Raw genomic sequence first — 19,819 nt, 5'->3', positions numbered from 1 at the left:
CCCCATGATCAGATTAATTTGACTGAATCTGCGAATTCAAAACCTTAGAAATTCGATCGCGCGTTTCCTCCAAATGAGCCCGCGTATAAGCATCCGCATTCCTGTCCAAATTCCGAATACTCTTGCTCAAACCCTCCCGTAACTGCCGCAACTCGTACCAAGCCAAACTCCGCGCATCTTCTGGAACATTCGTTTTTCGCAGCACCATTCCGATCAAAATTGCCAAATGTTCCCGCTGTAGCGATCGCCTAAAAGTCGAAATCTCCATCTTTTTATTTGTCGGCTGCAAAACCTCCTGCCAAACATCTTTTTGCACGGTATCCAACACTTCTGGCAACTTTAAAGCTGTTCCCGGCGATGATTTTAACTCAGCATCGCGCAGTCTCGTTAGCCGCACCGGAGATAGCAACACTCGCAGCACAAATCGCTGCATAAAAGTAATTCGATCGCCGATCGGGTAATCTAGAGGAAACACCAAAGCCGGACTTCCCCAGTGATCCCAGCGCGCAGGTGCTAATTTGTTCAGCAATTCCGGCGCAAAACTAAACGCATCCGGGGCAAAAACGTACTTATCTAATGTTGCTAAAGCTTCCCGCTGCTGCGAAAGCTCGATCGGCACAAACGGCAATTTCCCATTGCTATCTCCCGGGCGAATCCGACTAAACGACTGTCCCCCCACATACAAAGTAGCATTCATCACCTGCTGAAAATAATACCCGAACACCGAATCAAACATCACCCGCAGTTCGTTATAACCATCTTCCCCAACCGGAATTCGCTTTTCTAAACGCTTCCACATCGCCCTAGAATTATCCAATTGCCATTGCGAATACCTCAACATATTGCCGCTGAGATCGAAGGTATTCGCAGCCGGATCGAGAATGTCAACAGCATCCTCATCCGGCGCGTAAGCTAATTGTGGTTCCCCTGCGCGGCTGGCAATTTGTTGCAGCGCTGGTAAGTCACTGTTGGGGTTTACGCCACCCATAACTTTGTAACCGTACTCGATCGCCCAATCGTCATAAGGCCCTACAATCGTCGGATAATAGTCGCCCTGAACAGTTCCCTGCGGTGCCAAATTAATCGGCACATAATCCATCACCGAGGCCACCATACCTTGCGCGCGAGTTACCTGAGTATTGTTCAAATCTTCCGGTTGCAGCATCGTACTACCGTGAAAATTGTGCCTCAAACCTAGAGTATGACCGACTTCGTGCGCAGTCAAATGTCGGATATATTCATTAACATAATTCTCGATTTTTGGACTGTTAGGCGCTGCATTTTCCAACAGCGACATCGACATTGCCCCGATCGCAAATTGCTGACTTGATTCCAGCCCAAAACACATATCCGAACTCGAAAGCAACCGATCCAAAGGCGAGCGTTTTTGCTGTTGATAGCGTTCCACCAAAGTCGGCAAATCCCCAGCAATTCCACCTGAAGAACTTTCGCCATCTTTTTTTAAATCCGCATTTTCGAGCATCTGCAAATAGCGAGAATACATCCCGAACTGACAGGGATTGGTATTAGAGCCGTTTCGCCCTTGAAAACTCCGAGCAACCGATCTATTTTGTTCCACCAAAGACCGATATCCCTGTTTAATTTGCCGGACAATATTCGCATCCAACAAAATATCAGCATCCAAAATTTCCCCAGTCAGCGGGTTAGTGCGAGACGGGCCGAGGCCGGCAAACTCAGGCTCAAAAGAACTCGACCACCTAATAGTATTGTAGCGGACATCAGCCGGGTCCCATTTAGCATTATCCGGCATTTGTTTAACCTGAATCGCATCAGTAAAACCTGCCTTTTCAAAAGCTTTGTTCCACTCCAAAATGCCCTCGCGAATTGCGTTTCGGTATTCCAGAGGCACATTGTTTTCAATCCAAAAGACGATCGGCACCAGCGGAGGCGACATTGGCGCGGTGGGGATTTGCTTTTGCAAATGCCAGCGATTGATGTAGCGCACAAAAGGCTGGCGGCCAGTTTTGTCAGAAAAATCCTTATATGCTGTCAGAAAATAGCCCACTCGCTCGTCTGCAAGTCTGGGGCGGTAGCCGTTATTTAGCGGCACTTCCGAGAAACTGTAGTGAATGCGGAGGTTAAAAGCGCGACTGTCGGGAACCGAAGGTAAATAGTTAACGGCACTGTCATTATCGCTGGAAAAGCCGTAAATAGAAGCAATTTCTACATTCAGCGGAAACGCTTTAACATCTTTAAAATAAGACTTGTCTTCATCGATCGAGTAAGAAGCACCCAAAATCGTCGGCAAAATCGCTTTAACCCCCGGTAAATCGCGCTTTTCGCTCATCAGCAAATCGCCTAAATCGATCAGCAGAGTTTGCCTTTGCGGGTGAATGCTTTTGAGCGGCAAAGAATAGAGAATCGACTCGCTAAATGCCCTTTCCACCGAACCGGCTTGCGGGTCGCCCGGACTGGTGCGAAAATTGATATTTGGGATGACAAACTGCACGTTATTCTGGACTCGCCGCAGTTGAAACAAGAAATCGCCGATCGGCAATCCGCTAACAATGCCTCCTTCCCCCAAACCCGAGGCCAATGTCACAAAACACAGGAACTTTTTGGTGAGTTGTTGCGGTGTAATTTCCAGATAAACTTTATTAGTTGCTGGATTGCGGTAAAGGGTAAATAGTCCCTCCAACTTTTGGGCATCTTTGACAACCTGTTCAAAGGGTTGCAGAGCTTCCTGTTCGCTAGTTTGTTCTTTCCCCGGCGGCGCTGATAAAGCATGAGATAAAAATAAACCTTTATACAAACTAAACAGGAAAAATACTAGAGATAATATAAAAAATATTAAAGGCAGATTTTTTCGAGGATTTTTTATCTGTTGATTTTGGCTATTTTTAGGAAATATCAATCTTTTCATGTTCAGTGTTTGTAGGGTACACATTTGGCACCGGCTCATCTTGTAGGGTGCGCTCTCATAGCACAGAAAAAGTCAACCGCTGGGGGAATAATGGGCCACGAAGTCAACTGGTGCACAGTGCACACCCTACAAACTGACGCGCCTGGGGGCTAGAAACCCGGTTTCTACGAGATTTTGCAACGAGTTACGAGAAATTTTCCTAGAAACCCGGTTTCTGAAATCGGCGGTGGGGGCTAGAAACCGGGTTTCTACGAGATTTTGCAACGAGTTACGAGAAATTTTCCTAGAAACCCGGTTTCTGAAATCGGCGTGCGTCAGCCGTAATTTTGCCACTCTCTCCCTCGAACATAACAGACAATCTCTCGCTTAGCAGTAGCTGTTAATTACTCCCACTCTCACACTCTCCCACCCTCTCTACTTCTCGGCCGGCCACGGAATCATCGGATCTTGAGCTAACCGCTTAGAAACTGCAACAGCACCGTAACGGTTGAGGTGGCTGGGGTCAGAAAAAGATTCCCGCGCCTCGGGCCACAATAAACTATTATCTCGGAAAATTAGCTCGGTTTGACCTGCGAGTTGTTGCATATATTGCCGGAATTCTTGTTCATAACCTGTCCGCACTGGGTCTAAATAATCGACCGTGAGAGGCATATTCACAAACACCAGATTGATGTTGCGAACTTTGGTAAATTCGATCATGTTTTTGAGTGCTACAGTTTGTTCTCCTGCCAATTTAAAATCTTGATAGTCGGAGTCGTAATAGCCAGATACTTTTGGGTGCTTTTGAAAGTAAGTATCGGGATTGAAGCGGATGTCGATCGGCAAAAAGCCGTTTGGTTGAAAGTCGCTGAGTGCTTTACCCTCAGCCATTGGCTGGGCGTTTTCAGTTGTTTGTTTGTCGCTGGCTGCGGTTTGGGGGCTGGCGGTTACAGCAGGGGCTGATGGATTCGCCAGCGATCGCAAAAATCCTTTAAGCCGATCGCGGTTTTTGTAAGTTGCAGAACCATCAACCAACTTTTGACTCAGCAGTTGCTGAATCTTAACTTGACTTTGTTCCAAATTGTGCACCAATTCAGTAGCTGTCGCCACCGGATTGTTGACACCGCTGGGCGATGTTGGGGATTCTAATTGATTGGTGCGGATCAGAAAACTGCCCCGGGCCAATTGCCTGTAACCTTCGGAAGAAGCGATCGCACTAAAAGTCAAATCAGGCCGCCCGCTGTTGAGAGCTCTCGCCCCGTCCGCCAAAACTAGCAATTTCGGCAATTGTTGCGGCGGCAAAATCCGGCGGACGATCGAATCTACCACTTGCAGAGTAGCTCCGTTGACTCCAAAATTGTATGCCTTCAGCCCCGGATAGCCCCCAGCCGCCAAAGCCGTTTCCAAAACCGCCGGGTCGATGCCCCGCAGCGCCCTCGAACTCCCCACAATTAAAATATCCGGCGGTTTTTTGTGCTGGCGGATGTACTCTTGGTAGCGCGCAATCTGTTCGTCAAGCTGCTCGCTCCTCAAAGTCGGGAACACGGGAGCAACAGAAACATCAGCTACAGGAACGCTAGTATTTCCCGGTTTGGTAAACCCAGAGCCGTTAAAAGCCTGTTCCCGGTTCCCTTCAGGCGATGGCTGCAAGGGAATTTGAGGCAAATTCACCTCCGCCGAAGCAGGTTCCGGTTGCGGGGATTCCGGGCTCGTTACAGAGGCTTGAGCCTCGCTCAGAGGCTTGGGGGATGAATTTTGACAATTTGGGCCACTGCAAACTTCCGAGGCGCTAGGAGCTTGACTGACCGTCGCAGATTTCAGAAATAGACCTAGGAACCAATCGGTATTGAAAGTCAGCAGACAGCCAGCGATCAGCCAAATCAAGGCCATTCCCGCCGCGCGATCGGCTCTCACGCCGCCCGGGGCCTGGGCCGAAGTTGACAAACCCTCGTTGGGAACAAACAAACCCGAAGCCACAAGCGGTTGCACCGCAGCATGAACTAACTGCTCGCCCAGCTTGTAGCCGGGGAGTCTGATTTTGAAGCCGCGGCGCGGGCCGTCTACAGCCGGAGCATCGAACACCAGATTCTCGCCCAAACCCGAAAAATTCCCCTCCTCGGTTGCCGCAAACTCCGGCACCGATTCCTGGGTCAGCACAGCTAGTTGCGAACTCGCGGGTACTGGGGCCTGTGATTCCAGGTCAACCGCCGTTCTGAGGTCGATTCCGTAGCGCCACAGGGGCAGTTTCTGGCCGGCGCGCCGTCCGTAGACTCGCACCCCATCCACTCCGGGAATTTGTAACTGTCGCAAGAATTTAGCCACCGGCGGCCCTACCTTCGACTGAGAAGGGCAAGTCAGAGCTTCAGTCATGACGTGCAGCACGTTGGCTTTGTGTAGCGCCACAGCCCGAATCCCCCCAGTTTCCAGCTTGCGGTTGAGATTGGGATTGAGGAACCTGTCGAGCAAAAAAGTTAAGGCTAATTGGTCGCCTGCGGCTGCCAATATTCTGGGGCTCGCAGCTAACTCGGGGTGGTGGGCTGCCGCCAAGTCTACCCAGTCGATCCACACGGGTGACTCGGGCTCTGTCTTGCTGTCGGTGAGGGGTTCTACGCCGTAGATTGTAGCTGCGCGGATGCCTTGGGGCGCGAAGGAGGCAAGCATTGGGGCGATCGCGTCGGTGGTTTGCTGCTTGTCGGGGTATTCTTGCCGTTTGGATTTTTGTCCTTTGTTGGCAGTTTTACTGCAAAACAGGTGCAGCGTTGCTTCTTTGAGGGTGGCCCGCACTTCGACTTTCGATGCTGCCAAGTTTTGATTCAGCAGTTTGGCGATCGCAGGTACATCTCCCCAGCGCGCCCATTCCTTGAGAATTGTGTCCGGCGCAGTCAAATCCACTCGCAGCACCCAGTCCGGTTTTGCTTCGCCTGCAACTTGGCTGCCGATTACTGCTGCGGCGAAATCCTCTAGTTGCAGTTTCCGCAGCCTGCTGGCGATCGGTTCTGCCAGCAAGGAGGGATCGGGGCTGTAAGCTGACTCGCACAGCACCAGCAGCCTGCGCTCCTTCTGCTTGGGCTTGAGATTTTCCGGCGCATCGGCGCTAGTTTCACCCCTGCTTTTGACTTCTTTTTCGCGAATGCTGACTTTTACGGAAACTCCCATTGGCCCGAGGATTTCGCTGAGATAGCTGGCGATCGCATCTGGATAGCCCATGCGCGCCAAAGTTTCTGGCGAAACTGCTAGGGTGCCACCGCCACCGCTGTCGCCCGAGCCGGATTTGGGGGATGGAATCACAGCCACACCGCCGCCAACTGCTTTTTTCTGGTGAATTTTTTCCGGCTCGCGGGGCGAAATTGGGGGACTGAAAGCTTCCCGCACGGGCGTTGTGTCGATCGTCACCTGGGAAGTTTCAAAAACTTCTGGGTATTCAATGCGCTCGGCGATGGGGATACTTGCGTCGGCGGCGTCAAAATCCATTTCTTCCCGCACCTGCTGGAGATTTGCGGGGGTTTCTACCGGCACGGGTGTCTGTTTGAGTTTGCGGTTTTCGTTCTTAAATTTGGCAAAAAATCCGCCGCCTTTAGGATTTGCTGGCGGTTCGCTGTCGGGGGGAGTCGCTGGCGGCACTTCTGAAACTTGTGGTTTTGGTTTTGGTTCCGGTTGCTGTGGCTGTTGCTGTTTAGTGTTGCAATCGAGGCGAACTGTCCAGTCGTTTTGTCGGGAACCCAGTTTGCGGCCGCACAGAAATAACTGGTAAATTTTAGGTCGATCGGGCAACAGTCGCGTTAAATCAGTTTGTTCGATCGCCCGCATAAATCTCGCCGTCACCAATTCCTGAGACGGACACGCTGGCGCTTCGCACAAAATATGCAGGTGATTTCCGCGCAAGCGCGCTTGTACCTGCACTTCCCGAAGCCCTAAAGCGGATTGCGCCCACTGCGATGCGGGCGATCGATTATCTGGCAATATGCTCCCGTTCGCATTCAACATGGGACTTTAATTTTCGTCAAGGCTGGTTTTGTTTTCTAGAGATAGCACAGTTTACAGGTTTTACATACAAGTATTTTATTTACCGAGCCTAACCGTTTCGTCTGGTTTAACTCTTGGTGGAGAATGCGGACTCCTGCATCCCCTCGGCTGCGATCGTTGGAGAATAGTTTTTTTGATAGTACATCGACTGTATTTTGACACACGATCGGCCAAAGTTAAGCGAAGCAAGAAGTCCTGACTAATGACTAATGACTAATGACTAATGACTTCTGCTGTAAACTGGGGATACCGAATCACGCAGGAGAGATTTATGCCGTCGCCAAACCAAGACTTGCCCAAAAATCAAACACCTGAGAGTCCAAAGTTACCAGTTGCCTCAGATATTTTATTGAGCTTGGTTGCCTTACCCATGTTGGGCGGGTTGCTGGCGGCCAAAGCTGCTGCTGATTTTGTTGGCTCGATCGGCGTTGAAAGCGAAGAAGTCTTTCGGGGAGCGCGCCTCCCGGTGCTCAACTTTCCTCGATCGCACGACGAGAGCGCCCAAGAAAGCTAGAATGTATTTTTTTTACAGAAAAGCTTGACAATCGGTAAAAATCGTGCTAACAAAATTTGTCTTTGCTTTTAGCTTCTACATATAGCGGTTCTCAAGCGTGGTGAGGTATGCCCACGGAGGCCTATGCCCACGGAGGCCTATGCCCTATGCCGTTCGCGTACCTGATCTTTCTGAGAAAGGCTATAAGTGCCTTGTGGATCGCCCGCTTCACCTCAGATTAGTTTGAAAACAGCAGGGAAGGCTGCGCCCCTACTCCAAACCCTGGTTGTCATAAGTTATCCGCTTTTCGACAATCTGCAATCGCCAATCGAAAATTGTATAAGATGTCTCAAATTTGACTGCAAACAAAAGTGTTTTAGGTGAAACTAAACCATACAATCTTCTTGACACCCGCAGCTATTGAGGAACAGCCCGATGAGTTCAGTCCTCCAGTCTTCAGAACAGGCTATTGATGCAACATCTATTCCCCATTCTGCCCCATACTCAAAATCCGACCTGTTTCTGCGCAATCGCCTCAAAGTAGTAGAGGACTTGTGGGAATCGGTGCTGCGACAGGAGTGCGGGCAGGAATTGGTAGATTTGCTCCAACAAATGCGATCGGTCAATTCCGCCGAGGGACAAGCCACCCACTTTCGCGAGTCGAATGTCCTACAGCTAATCGAAAAACTCGACCTCAACGCCGCCATCCGCGCGGCGCGGGCTTTTGCACTGTATTTTCAGTTGATCAACATTGTCGAACAGCACTACGAACAGCGAGACCAACAGCTAGCTTATTCTGGCAGCAACGATGCTGGCGGACGAATGTTTTCTAAGCTGCCGGGACAAGCAACGGATGCGCCCGATCGCCCGCGACACCGGGAAGGCCCCGCCCAAACAGCTCTGAGCAAAGTAGACAGCAGCGAGGCGATCGCCAAAGACGCCGGCACATTTCACCAACTGTTCCCGATGCTGCTGCGCTTAAACGTGCCCAGCCAGCAAATCCAGCGCTTGATCGATCAGTTAGACATCCGCTTAGTATTCACCGCTCACCCCACGGAAATTGTCCGCAACACGATCCGCACCAAGCAGCGGCGGATGGCGAAAATTCTCCAAAAGCTAGACCAAGTTGACGAGAAATTTCAGGTACTGGGGGCCGAAACTGAAAGCCCCTACCCGGTGTCTTCCTGGGAAGCTGCGGCCCTGCAAGAGCAACTGATGGAAGAAATTCGCCTCTGGTGGCGCACTGACGAGCTGCACCAGTTCAAGCCGACGGTGCTAGATGAGGTAGAGTACACCCTGCACTACTTCGATGAAGTGCTGTTTGATGCGATTCCCGAACTCTACCAGCGCTTAAAGCAAGCTCTACACGCTTCTTACCCTTACCTGAAACCGCCGAGTTACAATTTTTGCAAGTTCGGTTCTTGGGTAGGTTCCGACAGAGATGGCAATCCTTCTGTGACTCCGAAAGTTACTTGGCAAACTGCTTGCTATCAACGCCATTTAGTGCTGTGCAAGTACATTAATGCGGTGAAGCGGTTGAACGAACTTTTGAGTTTGTCGCTGCACTGGAGCGACGTATTGCCAGAATTGCTGGAATCTCTCGATCGCGACAAATCGGAATTTCCCGAGGTTTACGAACAGTGGGCGATCCGCTACCGCCAAGAACCCTATCGCTTGAAACTGGCCTACGTGCTCCAGCGGCTGGAAAATACGCGCGATCGCAACTGGCGGCTCTACAAAGGAGACGAGTTGCAGCGGGAGCGCGAGGCTCTCTCAGAACATCCCGGAATGACCGGCCTTTATCGATCGGGCGCTGAATTTTTGGCCGAGTTGCAGCTCATCGAGCACAATTTAGTCGAAACAGGTTTGAGCTGTCGCGACTTGGAAAATCTGCTCTGTCAAGTAGAAATTTACGGATTTAACTTGGCTTACCTAGATATCCGCCAAGAGTCAACAGTACACTCCGACGCTTTGAGCGAAATTGCAGAATACTTGCAAATTTTGCCCAAGTCTTATAACGAGATGTCGGAAGGCGATCGCATTATTTGGCTCGCAACTGAACTGCAAACTCGCCGCCCTTTAATTCCCGCAGAATTGCCCTTCTCTCCCAAAACTTGCGAGACGATTAATACCTTCCGCATATTGCGGCAAATGCACCAGGAATTCGGCCCGGAAATTTGCGAAACTTACGTGATCAGCATGACCCACCATGTCAGCGATATGCTGGCGGTTTTGCTGTTAGCAAAAGAATCAGGACTTTACGATCCAGCAACCGGAATTAGCAGCATTCAAGTAGTTCCTCTGTTTGAAACAGTGGAAGATTTGAAAAAAGCGCCGGAAGTAATGCAGCAGATATTTGAACTGCCGCTTTATGGGGCTTTGCTAAGCGGAGGATACGCGCAGGAAATAGCGAAAAAAAGCGAAAAAAATTCCCAATCCACAATTCATAAGGTCAGATTGCAAGAGGTGATGCTGGGCTATTCGGACAGCAACAAAGATTCTGGTTTCCTCAGCAGCAATTGGGAAATTCAGAAAGCTCAAAAAGCTTTGCAAGTGGTTGCGGAAAACTACAATGTAGAGTTGCGGATTTTTCACGGCCGGGGCGGTTCGGTAGGGCGCGGCGGCGGGCCTGCTTACAAGGCGATCTTGGCTCAGCCCGGAAAGAGTATCAACGGGCGAATTAAGATTACCGAACAAGGGGAGGTTTTGGCTTCTAAATATTCTTTGCCGGAGTTGGCGCTTTACAATTTGGAAACTGTGGCGGCGGCGGTAATTCAAGCTAGTTTGCTGCACACTGGTTTTGACGGCATCGACCCTTGGAATGAGATTATGGAGGAGTTGTCGGTGAGATCGCGATCGCACTACCGTCATTTAATCTACGAACAGCCGGATTTAGTCGATTTCTTCCACCACGTTACCCCGATTCAAGAAATCAGCCAGTTGCAAATTAGTTCTCGCCCCGCCCGTCGCGGCGGCAAGAAAGACATCAGCGGTTTGCGGGCAATTCCGTGGGTGTTTAGCTGGACTCAAAGCCGCTTTTTGCTGCCTTCTTGGTACGGTGTCGGCACAGCTTTGCAAGAGTTTTTGCTGGAGGAACCAGAAGAACATTTAAAACTTTTGCAGTATTTCTACTTGAAATGGCCGTTTTTTAAAATGGTAATTTCCAAGGTGGAAATGACTTTATCGAAGGTAGATTTGCAGATTGCAGAACACTACGTGCGGGAGTTGGCTTTGCCTGCTGACAAGGAGCGTTTTCAGGCTTTGTTCGAGCAAATGGCTGCCGAATTTTACTTGATTCGGGATTTGGTTTTAACTATTACCGGACACCAGAGTTTGTTGGACGGCGATCCGTCGCTTCAGCGATCCGTGCAGTTGCGAAATGCCACGATTGTGCCTTTGGGTTTGTTGCAGGTTTCGCTGCTAAAACGCTTGCGGCAGCACGGTACTGGCAGCGTTCCGGGGGTGATTCACTCGCGTTACAGCAAGGGTGAATTGTTGCGGGGAGCTCTGTTGACGATTAATGGTATTGCCGCGGGGATGCGGAATACGGGTTGATGGTTTTGAGTTTTTAAGTAGTAGGGTGCGCATTGCGCACCCGAAGAATGGTAAGGTGCGCATTGCGGTGAAATCTTTGATTTTATTAACTCTTCCTTCTTCCTTCTTCCTGATGACTAATGACTACTGACTACTGACTTCTTCCTTCTGCTATATAGCGGTTCTCAAGCGTGGTGAGGAGAGCCTCATGCCCTATGCCCTATGCCCTATGCCCTGTTTGGCCCATGCCGGATAGTACCTCATCTTTCTGAGAAAGGCTATATGTCTAAACGCAAACAGTCTCAAGGTTGTCGCCCGATAGTGCGGCGCACTTTTTTATTTTTAATCGGCATAGCTTTGGCGCGGGTGTTGGCTGACTATTTTGCGATCGCCCAAAACCGAAATAATTTCTTAACTCTCGCGGGTCAAATGTGGCAAAAGTCCCTCGCTTTTTTATCAAAACAACAATCAAATCAAACTCCTCTACCTCTACCCAAAAATCCTGTTGTCAAAATACAGAAAAATCCTCAAACTCTGCCCAACAATCCCATCGTCAAAGCCCAGGAAACCACTCAACCAAACGCCAAAAATCCTCCTGCGGTGCAGTCTCAACCTCAAATTATCAGACGTTCCGCCAATCAAGCAAAACCCGTACAAGTCAGCAGTAAAACTGTAGCTGGCGCCAGTTTTTATCTCACAACTATTGACCTCGCAGACCCGGAAATTTATATCACAATTGGGTTAGCTAATGATGCAGCTTTAGCAAATAATTCTCAAGTAACACACGGCGACGAACCTTTTGAAAATATGGTAGCGCGTTACCGGGCTGCTGTTGTTGCGAACGGGACTTTTTTTGGTAAAGATGACCAGAAAGCTGTGCTAGGTAATATGGTGGCTGCTGGTAAGTTTCTCAAATACAGCCGCTGGGAAAATTACGGTACGACTTTGGGAATTAAAGCGGGAAATCAATTGGAAATGGTGACAGCTAGAATCGAAGGTAAGCCGGATTGGAGTCAACATTGGTTTTCTCTGACTTGCGGGCCGAGATTGGTGAAGCAGGGGAAAGTTTGGCTGTCTCCTTTGTCGGAAGGATTTAAGGATTCTCACGTTTTGGGCGTGGGTTCGAGAACGGCGATCGGGTTTCCGGCTTCGAGGGATAAATTATTTTTGGTGACTTTTCTTGATAGTTTGTCTTTGGAAGCTGAAGCTAAAGTTATGCGGGCTATCGGCTGTTTTGAAGCGATGAATTTGGACGGGGGCGCTTCGGTGGGTTTGGCTCATCGAGGGCAGATTTTATTGCCGCCGGGACGGAATTTGACGAATGTGCTGGCTGTTTACGATCGCGAATATCCGGCTCCCGCTCAATTAAAGCAGTCTTGGGAACGCTTTCAAAAGGGCGATCGACCAACGCCGGACAAATCAGTATTTTTTGACTGAATTCGCAATTGCTATAATATGACATAAGCTTTTGCAGGCAAAGATTATGACAGCAACAAAAGAAAAAACCTGGACAGTCGAACAATATCATCGGATGATTGAAGCTGGCATTCTCACTGAAGGTGATAAGATTGAATTGCTAGATGGGAGAATTGTTGAAATGAGTCCTCAAACACCGCTCCATGCTGGCACAACCCAGCGCAGCGATCGATATCTACAACACCTGCTAAGAGATTTAGCAGAAATTCGCGCGCAGTTGCCAATTACTTTAGCGACTTCGGAACCAGAACCAGATATAGCAGTTGTTCGTATCGATCCGGGCGCTTATGGCGACCATCACCCAAACCCTAGCGAAATCTTGCTGTTAATTGAAGTTTCCTACTCGACATTACAAATTGACCGCCGGGAAAAAGCTCTGATTTATGCTAGAGCAAATATTGCTGAATATTGGATTTTAGATGTAGCTGCGCGCGAGGCATATATTTACCGGAATCCTACGCCGGGAGGCTATCAATCTGAGATAGTTGTTGCAGATAATGCTGTGATTAGAATGCTAGCTTTTCCTGAAATTGAAATTAGTTTTTCAGAACTATTTTTGCCTGTTTAGTTTGTGTTTCAGCTTTAACCGCAGATGGAGCCGATAAACGCAGATGGACGCAGATAAAGAGTTAGAACAAAGAAGAAGTTGTTATTCGGCGGTGGCGACAGCTTACAATCGAGTCAGACCTCGGTATCCGGTGGATTTGATTCAACGCGCGATCGAATTAGCTCAGCTTCCTCCCAAAGCAAAGATTCTGGAAATAGGATGCGGCCCGGGAATTGCTACCGTAGAATTTGCTAGGCGCGGCTTTTCAATGGTTTGTGTTGAACCGAGCTTACAAATGTGTCAATTCGCGCAGCAAAATTGCGCTGAGTATCCAAATGTTGAAATTCAAAATACTAGCTTTGAAGAATGGGATTTACAAACGGACAGTTTTGATGCAGTTTTAGCAGCAACTTCATTTCACTGGATACCGCCAGAGATTGCTTGCCCAAAAGTGGCTGATGCTTTGCGAGACAATTGCCCTTTAATTTTGTTGTGGAATGTAGTGCCGTCGCCGAGATATGAGGTGTTTCAAGTATTAAAGGAAGTGTATCAAAATTTTGTTCCATCTTTGGCAAAATATGAACGTATAGAACAGGATAAATTAAATTTACAAGCAATCAACCAAACAGTCATTGATTCGGGTCGTTTTCAGAAATTAATTTCCGATGAATTTGGGTATAATATAACTTACAATACTGATGATTATCTAATGCTTTTGAGTACGCTTTCTCCTTATATAGCGCTGGAGGCGGAAGCGAGAAATGCTTTATTTGCAGGGTTGAGAGCAAAGATAGAGCAAGAGTTGGGAGGAGCGATCACTTTAGAACATTTGTGTACTTTTGAGATTATGGAAAAGACGGTTGAGGACGAATGAGTTAAGGAGTTTTGGTGTTTGTGAGCTTTAGTGCTGGAGTTATTCAGCAAGGTATGGTGGATAAGTCCTGTGTTCGCTACGGGGAGTTTTCCCACTCGGCGGTAAGCTTGCGGAAATTGTATTGAGACGCGCCGGGGTGACAAGTAACGCAACTGCTGATATTTGCGGGTTGTGGCAGTTTTACTCTGGGGTGCAGAGCTTTGAAATAGCGAGAGCTGGCCGCTCGGTAGGCGAGTTCTTCGTCTTTGGCTTGAGGACGCGAATAAGTTTGCAGGTAGTTCCACACTAGCAGCCGGGGCGGGTCTACTAGGAGTTTGATGGTTTGTCCGTAGTGTTGGGGATCTTGCAGCAAGCGGCGCCAGGTTTCGGTTGGCAATACTTGTGGCGGTAAACCGATGTGACAGGTGGCGCAGTTTTCTAGGTACAGTTGCTGTCCGAGTTGGTAGCGTTCGGGGATGCGATCGACAGTGCCATTATCTTCGATTGCAGACACTTGAGCCAGTCGCGCCGGAGTGTTGGAGCCAGCAGTCTGCGCTGCTACCCATCCGCCTCCAGTACAACAGGTAATTATCAATATCAGCAAGGTTAAATATAGCCCCCGCAAGCCACGAGAGCGACGCTTGGGGGGTTTTTTGTGGTTCATTGTAAGTCGGCCTTCTGGCTGCTAATTTCTGCGGTCTGGAGGCGGTTTTTTCGCAGCCCGCATGGATTTGTTTTCTAAATCACTGGTATGCTCATGCCTTCGCGGGCCAAGCACCCATTGGCGAAAACTGCCTGCACCTCTGCTTCGACGCGATCGAGAAAATTGTCGTCGTGACCCGGATCGTGGTGAAACATCACGATCTTTTTGACTCCAGCAGCTTTCGCTATTTCTACTCCTGCTTGCCAAGTCGAGTGTCCCCAGCCGACTTTCGGGGTTTTGAAGTTGTAATATTCTTCGTTGGTGTAGTTGGCGTCGTAAATCAGCACGTCGGCGTCGCGGGCTAGGTGTACCACATTCTCGTCCAAGCGATCGGGAAAATGTTCTGTATCAGTGCAGTAGACGGCAGTGTGTCCCTCCCAGGTGACTCGATATCCGATCGCAGTGTTGGGATGGTTGAGCAGTGCCGTTTCTATTTTCACATCGTCGAGTTCGACAATATCGCCCGGAGTCAAATCGTTGAATTTGAGATCTGACTGCATCACCTGAATCGGGACTGGAAAATTGGGGTGCAGCATTTGGTCGGCAAGACGCTGTTTGATTGTAGTGCCGTTCGGGGCGATCGCTCCGTAAATGTGAAAGCAGTTACCCGGGATAAAAGCAGGAGTAAAGAACGGGAAGCCTTGAATGTGATCCCAGTGAGTGTGACTGAAAAACATATGAGCTTCCAGCGGCATTTGTCCCAGCAGGTTGAGGCCCAGAACTCGCAAACCGGTGCCGCCGTCAAAAATCAGGCGTTTTTTACCCAAACGCATTTCTACGCAAGAGGTGTTGCCTCCGTAGCGAATTGTTTTGGTGCCGGGGGTAGCGATGCTGCCCCGAACGCCCCAAAACTGAACGACAAACTCGGTCAAAGGACTATTTTCCATAGTGGCTTTCTGAGCGGAAGGCTGTGGATTGGCTGGAGATGGTGCGGAATCTGGCATCTTTTTTAGCTTTGGGCGCAGGAACTTGGCAGTTGAGATCTTAGTTTTTAGTTTTTAGTTTTTAGTTTTTAGCAATCTGTACTATAAAAAGCTAGTTCGGGAAATTACCGAGTTACCCAACCAGGAAATCTGACTTACCGAACACTTTGGCTATTAGAAGCCTAAACCGTAACGGGCTCGTTGGTGTAGCAGATGTCATGCTTGAGAGATTAATTTTTGCCGCAAGCAGGCTGCCCGGCGTGTTCTGTGTTCTCAGATTTAAGATAGCGTTGATGTCTGTGTTTGGGTAAAATTTCCTCAAACGTAGAACGCATTCCCGTGCGTGCTGAGAATTTGGGCTTAATCTTATTCTATCAGTAGTATTTTTTTCAAGGTTGCTGCCGGGGTGGCTGTGTGAGGAATGCGGTCGGGTAACTCCGCATTCACCTATGATTTTAGATTCTAGCCACCCGCTCCTCGACTGCACGTCCTAGACGTGCAGGGGTCGCCTTAAGTTCGACCGCCTGAATTTTTAGTTGGGTTGCAGTCGAGGAGTCCGGCGCAGTTCGGCTTATTTGCGATCGGCTGCGATGCACTTTTCTACTAGCGGCATTACTTGATCGAAATCTTGCCAACCCAGAATTTCGGTCACTTTTTTCTCCAAATTTTTGTAGGTTCTAAAAAATTCGGCTATTTCGTCCAAGCGGTGGGGAGCTACGTCTTTGAGAGACTTGACGTGAGCGTAACGGGGGTCTTTGTCGGGAACGCACAGCAGTTTTTCGTCCCTGTCGCCTCCGTCGATCATTTCCAGCATTCCGATCGGGCGGGCCGCGATTATGCACCCTGGAAATGTGGGCTCATCCATCATCACCATAGCGTCGAGCGGGTCGCCGTCGTCGCCCAAGGTATTGGGTATGAAGCCGTAGTCGCACGGATATTGGACTGAGGAAGAAAGCACTCGATCGAGAGCAAAGGCTTGTAACTCTTTATCAAACTCGTATTTGTTTTTGCTACCGGCGGTAATTTCGATGAGGACGTTGAGCAGTCCTGGTTTCGGCTGTGCCGGAATTAGCGATAAGTCCACAACAATATCTCCAAGTTAACAGGTGATCGGGATGAGTGCTACTTGCCAAATCCCTTTGATAGCATTTTACGGGCGATCGGGCGATCGGCTGCATAAAGCTCTCCCCCAAGTCCATGAAGTACACCCCTCCAAACCCAGGGCAACCACAGGGGGGGGGGTTGCCCCTACGAAACCGGGTTTCTAATACCTGATATTTTGCACGATTCTCAGTAAGTCCCAAGAAACCGGGTTTCTGAACGAAGAATATGGGTCCCGATCCAGAGTCTTTGCCAGAAACCCGGTTTCTGACATTGGTGCCTGATGTCAGCAATACCGAACCTACCTGAAAACTGCTGTAATATAAGTTCTGTAAGCATTATGTCTGGGTTATTTGGAATTTTAATCCCAACCACTGGCTGAGCTCTGTGGCCAGCCACTCGATTTCTGATTCGCTCAGTCCCTGCTTTGCTCCTAGTTGATATTTTAGATCGCCCCCTTGAACGTTCGCCCCAACAACTGTGAATTTTTTCTGCTGCATATAGTCCCTAGAATATTCAACTTCTTCAATTTCCACATAGGAAATGTCCTGTCTGCGGGTCGATCGAGCATAAGGCCATTTCAACCCCAGCAGGTGGCTGCTATAGGAGATTTGCTGCCGATCGATTACCAGATGCAATTCCCGAAATAGTGCAAAGAGAAACATTACTCCACACGCCACTAAAAAAAATCCTACTATCAGCAGCCAAGATAGCGGGAGTAAATCGTAATCATTTTTCATCCACAATGCCAGACTCCCAGCAACCGCAGCCGTAAACAGAGAAATTAAACCAAAACCGGCTCCCTTTGGCGGAATTACAATTTCTATAAACTCCGAATTTTTTGTTAATTCAATCTCGCTGCCTAGCGGCTGCACTGGCATAATACTTTTGTCGATCGGGCGGGGATTTTTGAGAGTTCGCAATGCTTCCCCAGCCGAAGATAACCGCTTAGACAAACTCGGTTCTGTCATCCACTCCAGCCAATCAATTAAGTTAGGATTGAGAAGGGTTGTTCTATCGGCAAATTTAATTCTGAAATCCTGCTGCGAAAGTTCAGTGGGATGCAAACCCGTTACTAAATAAATTAAAGTTGCACCTAAACCATACAAATCCGAAGCTGGAACTGCTCGCCCGCCAAATTGTTCCGGTGCCATATATCCATAAGTTCCGACTACTGTAATCGTACCGCCAAATTTTGCAGCTTGGTTCTGCACGGAACCAAAATCAACTAAATAAACTTGTCCGACAGTGTGACCGGATCTGTTGTCCAGTAAAATATTGCTGGGTTTAATATCGCGGTGAATGACAGGCGGATTGCACTGGTGCAAATAAATCAAAATTTCTAACAGCGATTTAGCTAATTCTTTTACGTCATTTTCGCTAAAAGTACGACCCGCTCGCAAATGCTCTTCTAAAGTTTTCCCCCCTACATAAGTCTGTACCAAGGCAAATCCTTTACTGTTTGGTTCGTCAATTTCCAGGTAATCGAGGTAGCGGGGAATTGCCGGGTGGGAAAGTGTTTTTAAAGTTTCCGCTTCCCGTTCAAATAGCTTGAGGTCTTGCCATTCAAAATCGCTGCCGAGGAATAGCTGTTTGATCACAACTAATTCTTGAGTTTCCAAATCGCGAGCCAGCAGTGTTTGGCGGCCGGTTTGTTTTCCCAATTGCCGCTGCAATTCATAACGTTCTGCTAATATTTTGCCAGTCATGTTTTTTTCCAAATATTCCTGAGTGTTAGCTACCTGCCGGCGGATTGTTTTTAGAATTGAGTTTAAATCCCGAGTTTAAAAACCTTTCCTTTCAATGTGAACCTGTATGCTGTTAACTGTCAACTGTTTAACTTGAATTTGAATTGATTAGTTCTCAATCCCGAAGAGTTAAGATTACACTTCACTTTTTTTTTGATACCACCTGGCAAAATGTTTGCTACTTATCCCCATTGACAATCCTGCAATTAGCGAGGGTGCAAAAACATAAAAAAGAAGTTTGGCGATCGAGGGTGTATAACTACTATAACCCATTGAATCAACAGCTCTTCCAACAAACAAGCTCGCCACGTCAAGCTTAATGAAGAAGCCGATGCTTGTTAAAGTGCAGATTCCAGTAGCTATCGCCATTAAAACCTGTCGGTGAAGTTTGGGATTAGCTAGGGGGAAAAAACACAATCGCGTCACAATTGCGATGATGATTCCGTTCTCCAATCCCAGCAGCAATCCGAGAAACATACCTACGATTCCTCCCGCAATTGTCCCCAGAATCGGCAACAGAAAGGTAGCGTAAATTGCTGCACAAGCTCCTACAGATAGAGTTCCTATCAAAGTGCTGCGCCCGATCGCATTCTCAAACAATTTAGCAGTATTCACGGTTTTTCCCTGCCTCATTGGTAGGGAATATTTATTTATTTGCTGTGGTTTTTCTAGAACTTCTTTGGCTATTTTGGCAGAAGTGGGACGGCGCTCTAAACTCGGATGCGTCATCCACTTCAGCCAACTGGTAAAACCGGGACTGAGTTGGGTGAATTGCTCAAATTCGATCTGCAAATCTTGCTGCGGCAAGTCGGCTGGATGCTGCTTGGTAATTAAGGCGATTAATGTTGCTCCCAAGCTGTACAAGTCGGAAGCGGGAACGGCTCTTCCACCAAATTGTTCTGGCGGCATATAGCCATAAGTTCCGACAACGGTGACTGTTTTCCCTTGTTGGGTTGCTAGGGTTTGAACTGCACCGAAATCGACTAGGTAGACTTCGCCGACGCTGTTGCCCGATCGATTTTTGAGTAAAATATTGCTGGGTTTAATGTCGCGGTGAATTACCGGGGGCTGTCGCTGGTGCAGGTAGGCGAGGATATCTAATAATGCTCTTGCTAATTGTTTGACTTCGTTTTCGCTGAAGGTGCGGCCGTCTGAAAGATATTCTTGTAGGGATTTGGCTTCGATGTAAGTCTGAACTAGGGCGAATCCTTTGCGGCTGGGTGTGTCGATTTCAAAGGAGTCTAGATATTGAGGAATTGCGGGATGGGATAGGGATTTTAAGGTTTCGACTTCTCGCTGGAACAGTTTTAAGTCTTCCCAGTTGAAATCGCTGCTGAATGAGAGGAGTTTGACTACTACTTGCTGTTGGGTTTTTAAGTCGCGGGCGAGTAAAGTTTGCCGTCCTGCTTGCTTGCCGAGTCGCCGATCGCACTGATAGCGATCGGCTAATATTTCTTTTGACAAATCGCCGATGTTTTGTCCGTTCATGTTCTCCTGCCCTAGAACCGATTAAACCTAGTTTAGTTGACAAAAGTGCAATAATCGGAAATGTTCG

General features: G+C 48.5%; 13 protein-coding genes. 6 read left to right on the top strand and 7 right to left on the bottom strand.

Annotated features, from left to right (window positions below):
* Positions 1 to 13: 13 nt before the first annotated feature.
* Both QUB68_RS26475 and QUB68_RS26470 read right to left on the bottom strand, forming a co-directional pair.
* Positions 14 to 2,884, bottom strand: a complete 2,871-nt coding sequence (locus tag QUB68_RS26475; protein WP_332997904.1) for a zinc-dependent metalloprotease — start codon at positions 2,882 to 2,884, stop codon at positions 14 to 16.
* 414 nt (positions 2,885 to 3,298) lie between these two features.
* Entirely contained in the window at positions 3,299 to 6,847 is a 3,549-nt protein-coding gene (locus tag QUB68_RS26470; RefSeq protein WP_332997903.1) for a hypothetical protein, read from the bottom strand.
* Positions 6,848 to 7,109: 262 nt separating this feature from the next.
* On the opposite strand from QUB68_RS26470, the gene QUB68_RS26465 reads away from it, so the two are divergent.
* The 5 genes from QUB68_RS26465 to QUB68_RS26445 all read left to right on the top strand — a co-directional run bounded on the left by QUB68_RS26465 (position 7,110) and on the right by QUB68_RS26445 (position 13,810).
* Positions 7,110 to 7,400 carry a hypothetical protein gene (locus QUB68_RS26465; RefSeq protein ID WP_332997902.1) on the top strand — a complete coding sequence of 97 codons (291 nt, stop codon included), beginning with the start codon at positions 7,110 to 7,112 and terminating at the stop codon, positions 7,398 to 7,400.
* 414 nt (positions 7,401 to 7,814) lie between these two features.
* Positions 7,815 to 10,934 (top strand): phosphoenolpyruvate carboxylase, encoded by a 3,120-nt coding sequence (gene ppc, locus QUB68_RS26460; protein ID WP_332997901.1) that lies wholly within the window; start codon positions 7,815 to 7,817, stop codon positions 10,932 to 10,934.
* A 261-nt stretch (positions 10,935 to 11,195) separates the two neighbouring features.
* Positions 11,196 to 12,350 (top strand): phosphodiester glycosidase family protein, encoded by a 1,155-nt coding sequence (locus QUB68_RS26455; protein WP_332997900.1) that lies wholly within the window; start codon positions 11,196 to 11,198, stop codon positions 12,348 to 12,350.
* Between the two features lie 46 nt (positions 12,351 to 12,396).
* Entirely contained in the window at positions 12,397 to 12,957 is a 561-nt protein-coding gene (locus tag QUB68_RS26450) for a Uma2 family endonuclease (RefSeq protein ID WP_332997899.1), read from the top strand.
* A gap of 43 nt (positions 12,958 to 13,000) precedes the next feature.
* Positions 13,001 to 13,810 (top strand): class I SAM-dependent methyltransferase, encoded by an 810-nt coding sequence (locus QUB68_RS26445; protein ID WP_332997898.1) that lies wholly within the window; start codon positions 13,001 to 13,003, stop codon positions 13,808 to 13,810.
* A 76-nt stretch (positions 13,811 to 13,886) separates the two neighbouring features.
* Here the strand turns inward: QUB68_RS26445 and QUB68_RS26440 are convergent, their stop codons facing one another.
* From QUB68_RS26440 to QUB68_RS26430, 3 genes are all read right to left on the bottom strand, one after another.
* Positions 13,887 to 14,453 (bottom strand): diheme cytochrome C, encoded by a 567-nt coding sequence (locus QUB68_RS26440; protein WP_332997897.1) that lies wholly within the window; start codon positions 14,451 to 14,453, stop codon positions 13,887 to 13,889.
* 74 nt (positions 14,454 to 14,527) lie between these two features.
* Complete coding sequence (locus tag QUB68_RS26435) at positions 14,528 to 15,436, bottom strand: MBL fold metallo-hydrolase (protein ID WP_332997896.1); 909 nt, start codon at positions 15,434 to 15,436, stop codon at positions 14,528 to 14,530.
* Between the two features lie 550 nt (positions 15,437 to 15,986).
* A complete protein-coding gene (locus QUB68_RS26430) occupies positions 15,987 to 16,499 on the bottom strand; it encodes an inorganic diphosphatase (protein WP_332997895.1) in 513 nt (170 codons plus the stop codon).
* A gap of 31 nt (positions 16,500 to 16,530) precedes the next feature.
* On the opposite strand from QUB68_RS26430, the gene QUB68_RS26425 reads away from it, so the two are divergent.
* Positions 16,531 to 16,683: a hypothetical protein gene (locus QUB68_RS26425; RefSeq protein ID WP_332997894.1), complete on the top strand. Its 153-nt coding sequence runs from the start codon at positions 16,531 to 16,533 to the stop codon at positions 16,681 to 16,683.
* 171 nt (positions 16,684 to 16,854) lie between these two features.
* Here QUB68_RS26425 and QUB68_RS26420 read toward each other — a convergent pair whose 3' ends face one another.
* On the bottom strand, positions 16,855 to 18,225 hold the full coding sequence (locus tag QUB68_RS26420) for a serine/threonine protein kinase (RefSeq protein ID WP_332997893.1): 1,371 nt from the start codon (positions 18,223 to 18,225) through the stop codon (positions 16,855 to 16,857).
* A 174-nt stretch (positions 18,226 to 18,399) separates the two neighbouring features.
* Positions 18,400 to 19,752, bottom strand: a complete 1,353-nt coding sequence (locus QUB68_RS26415; RefSeq protein ID WP_332997892.1) for a serine/threonine protein kinase — start codon at positions 19,750 to 19,752, stop codon at positions 18,400 to 18,402.
* Between the last annotated feature and the right edge of the window lie 67 nt (positions 19,753 to 19,819).

Source organism: Microcoleus sp. A006_D1 (genome assembly GCF_036702805.1).
Classification (GTDB): domain Bacteria; phylum Cyanobacteriota; class Cyanobacteriia; order Cyanobacteriales; family Microcoleaceae; genus Microcoleus.
This window is presented reverse-complemented; position numbering and strand designations above follow the sequence as displayed.

Coding starts and splice junctions, on each gene's coding strand:
- QUB68_RS26455 (WP_332997900.1), top strand. CDS start 11,196: ATGTCTAAACGCAAACAGTCTCAAGGTTGTCGCCCGATAGTGCGGCGC.
- QUB68_RS26470 (WP_332997903.1), bottom strand. CDS start 6,847: ATGTTGAATGCGAACGGGAGCATATTGCCAGATAATCGATCGCCCGCA.
- QUB68_RS26445 (WP_332997898.1), top strand. CDS start 13,001: ATGGACGCAGATAAAGAGTTAGAACAAAGAAGAAGTTGTTATTCGGCG.
- QUB68_RS26440 (WP_332997897.1), bottom strand. CDS start 14,453: ATGAACCACAAAAAACCCCCCAAGCGTCGCTCTCGTGGCTTGCGGGGG.
- QUB68_RS26475 (WP_332997904.1), bottom strand. CDS start 2,884: ATGAAAAGATTGATATTTCCTAAAAATAGCCAAAATCAACAGATAAAA.
- QUB68_RS26420 (WP_332997893.1), bottom strand. CDS start 18,225: ATGACTGGCAAAATATTAGCAGAACGTTATGAATTGCAGCGGCAATTG.
- QUB68_RS26450 (WP_332997899.1), top strand. CDS start 12,397: ATGACAGCAACAAAAGAAAAAACCTGGACAGTCGAACAATATCATCGG.
- QUB68_RS26435 (WP_332997896.1), bottom strand. CDS start 15,436: ATGCCAGATTCCGCACCATCTCCAGCCAATCCACAGCCTTCCGCTCAG.
- ppc (WP_332997901.1), top strand. CDS start 7,815: ATGAGTTCAGTCCTCCAGTCTTCAGAACAGGCTATTGATGCAACATCT.
- QUB68_RS26465 (WP_332997902.1), top strand. CDS start 7,110: ATGACTTCTGCTGTAAACTGGGGATACCGAATCACGCAGGAGAGATTT.
- QUB68_RS26425 (WP_332997894.1), top strand. CDS start 16,531: ATGAGTGCTACTTGCCAAATCCCTTTGATAGCATTTTACGGGCGATCG.
- QUB68_RS26415 (WP_332997892.1), bottom strand. CDS start 19,752: ATGAACGGACAAAACATCGGCGATTTGTCAAAAGAAATATTAGCCGAT.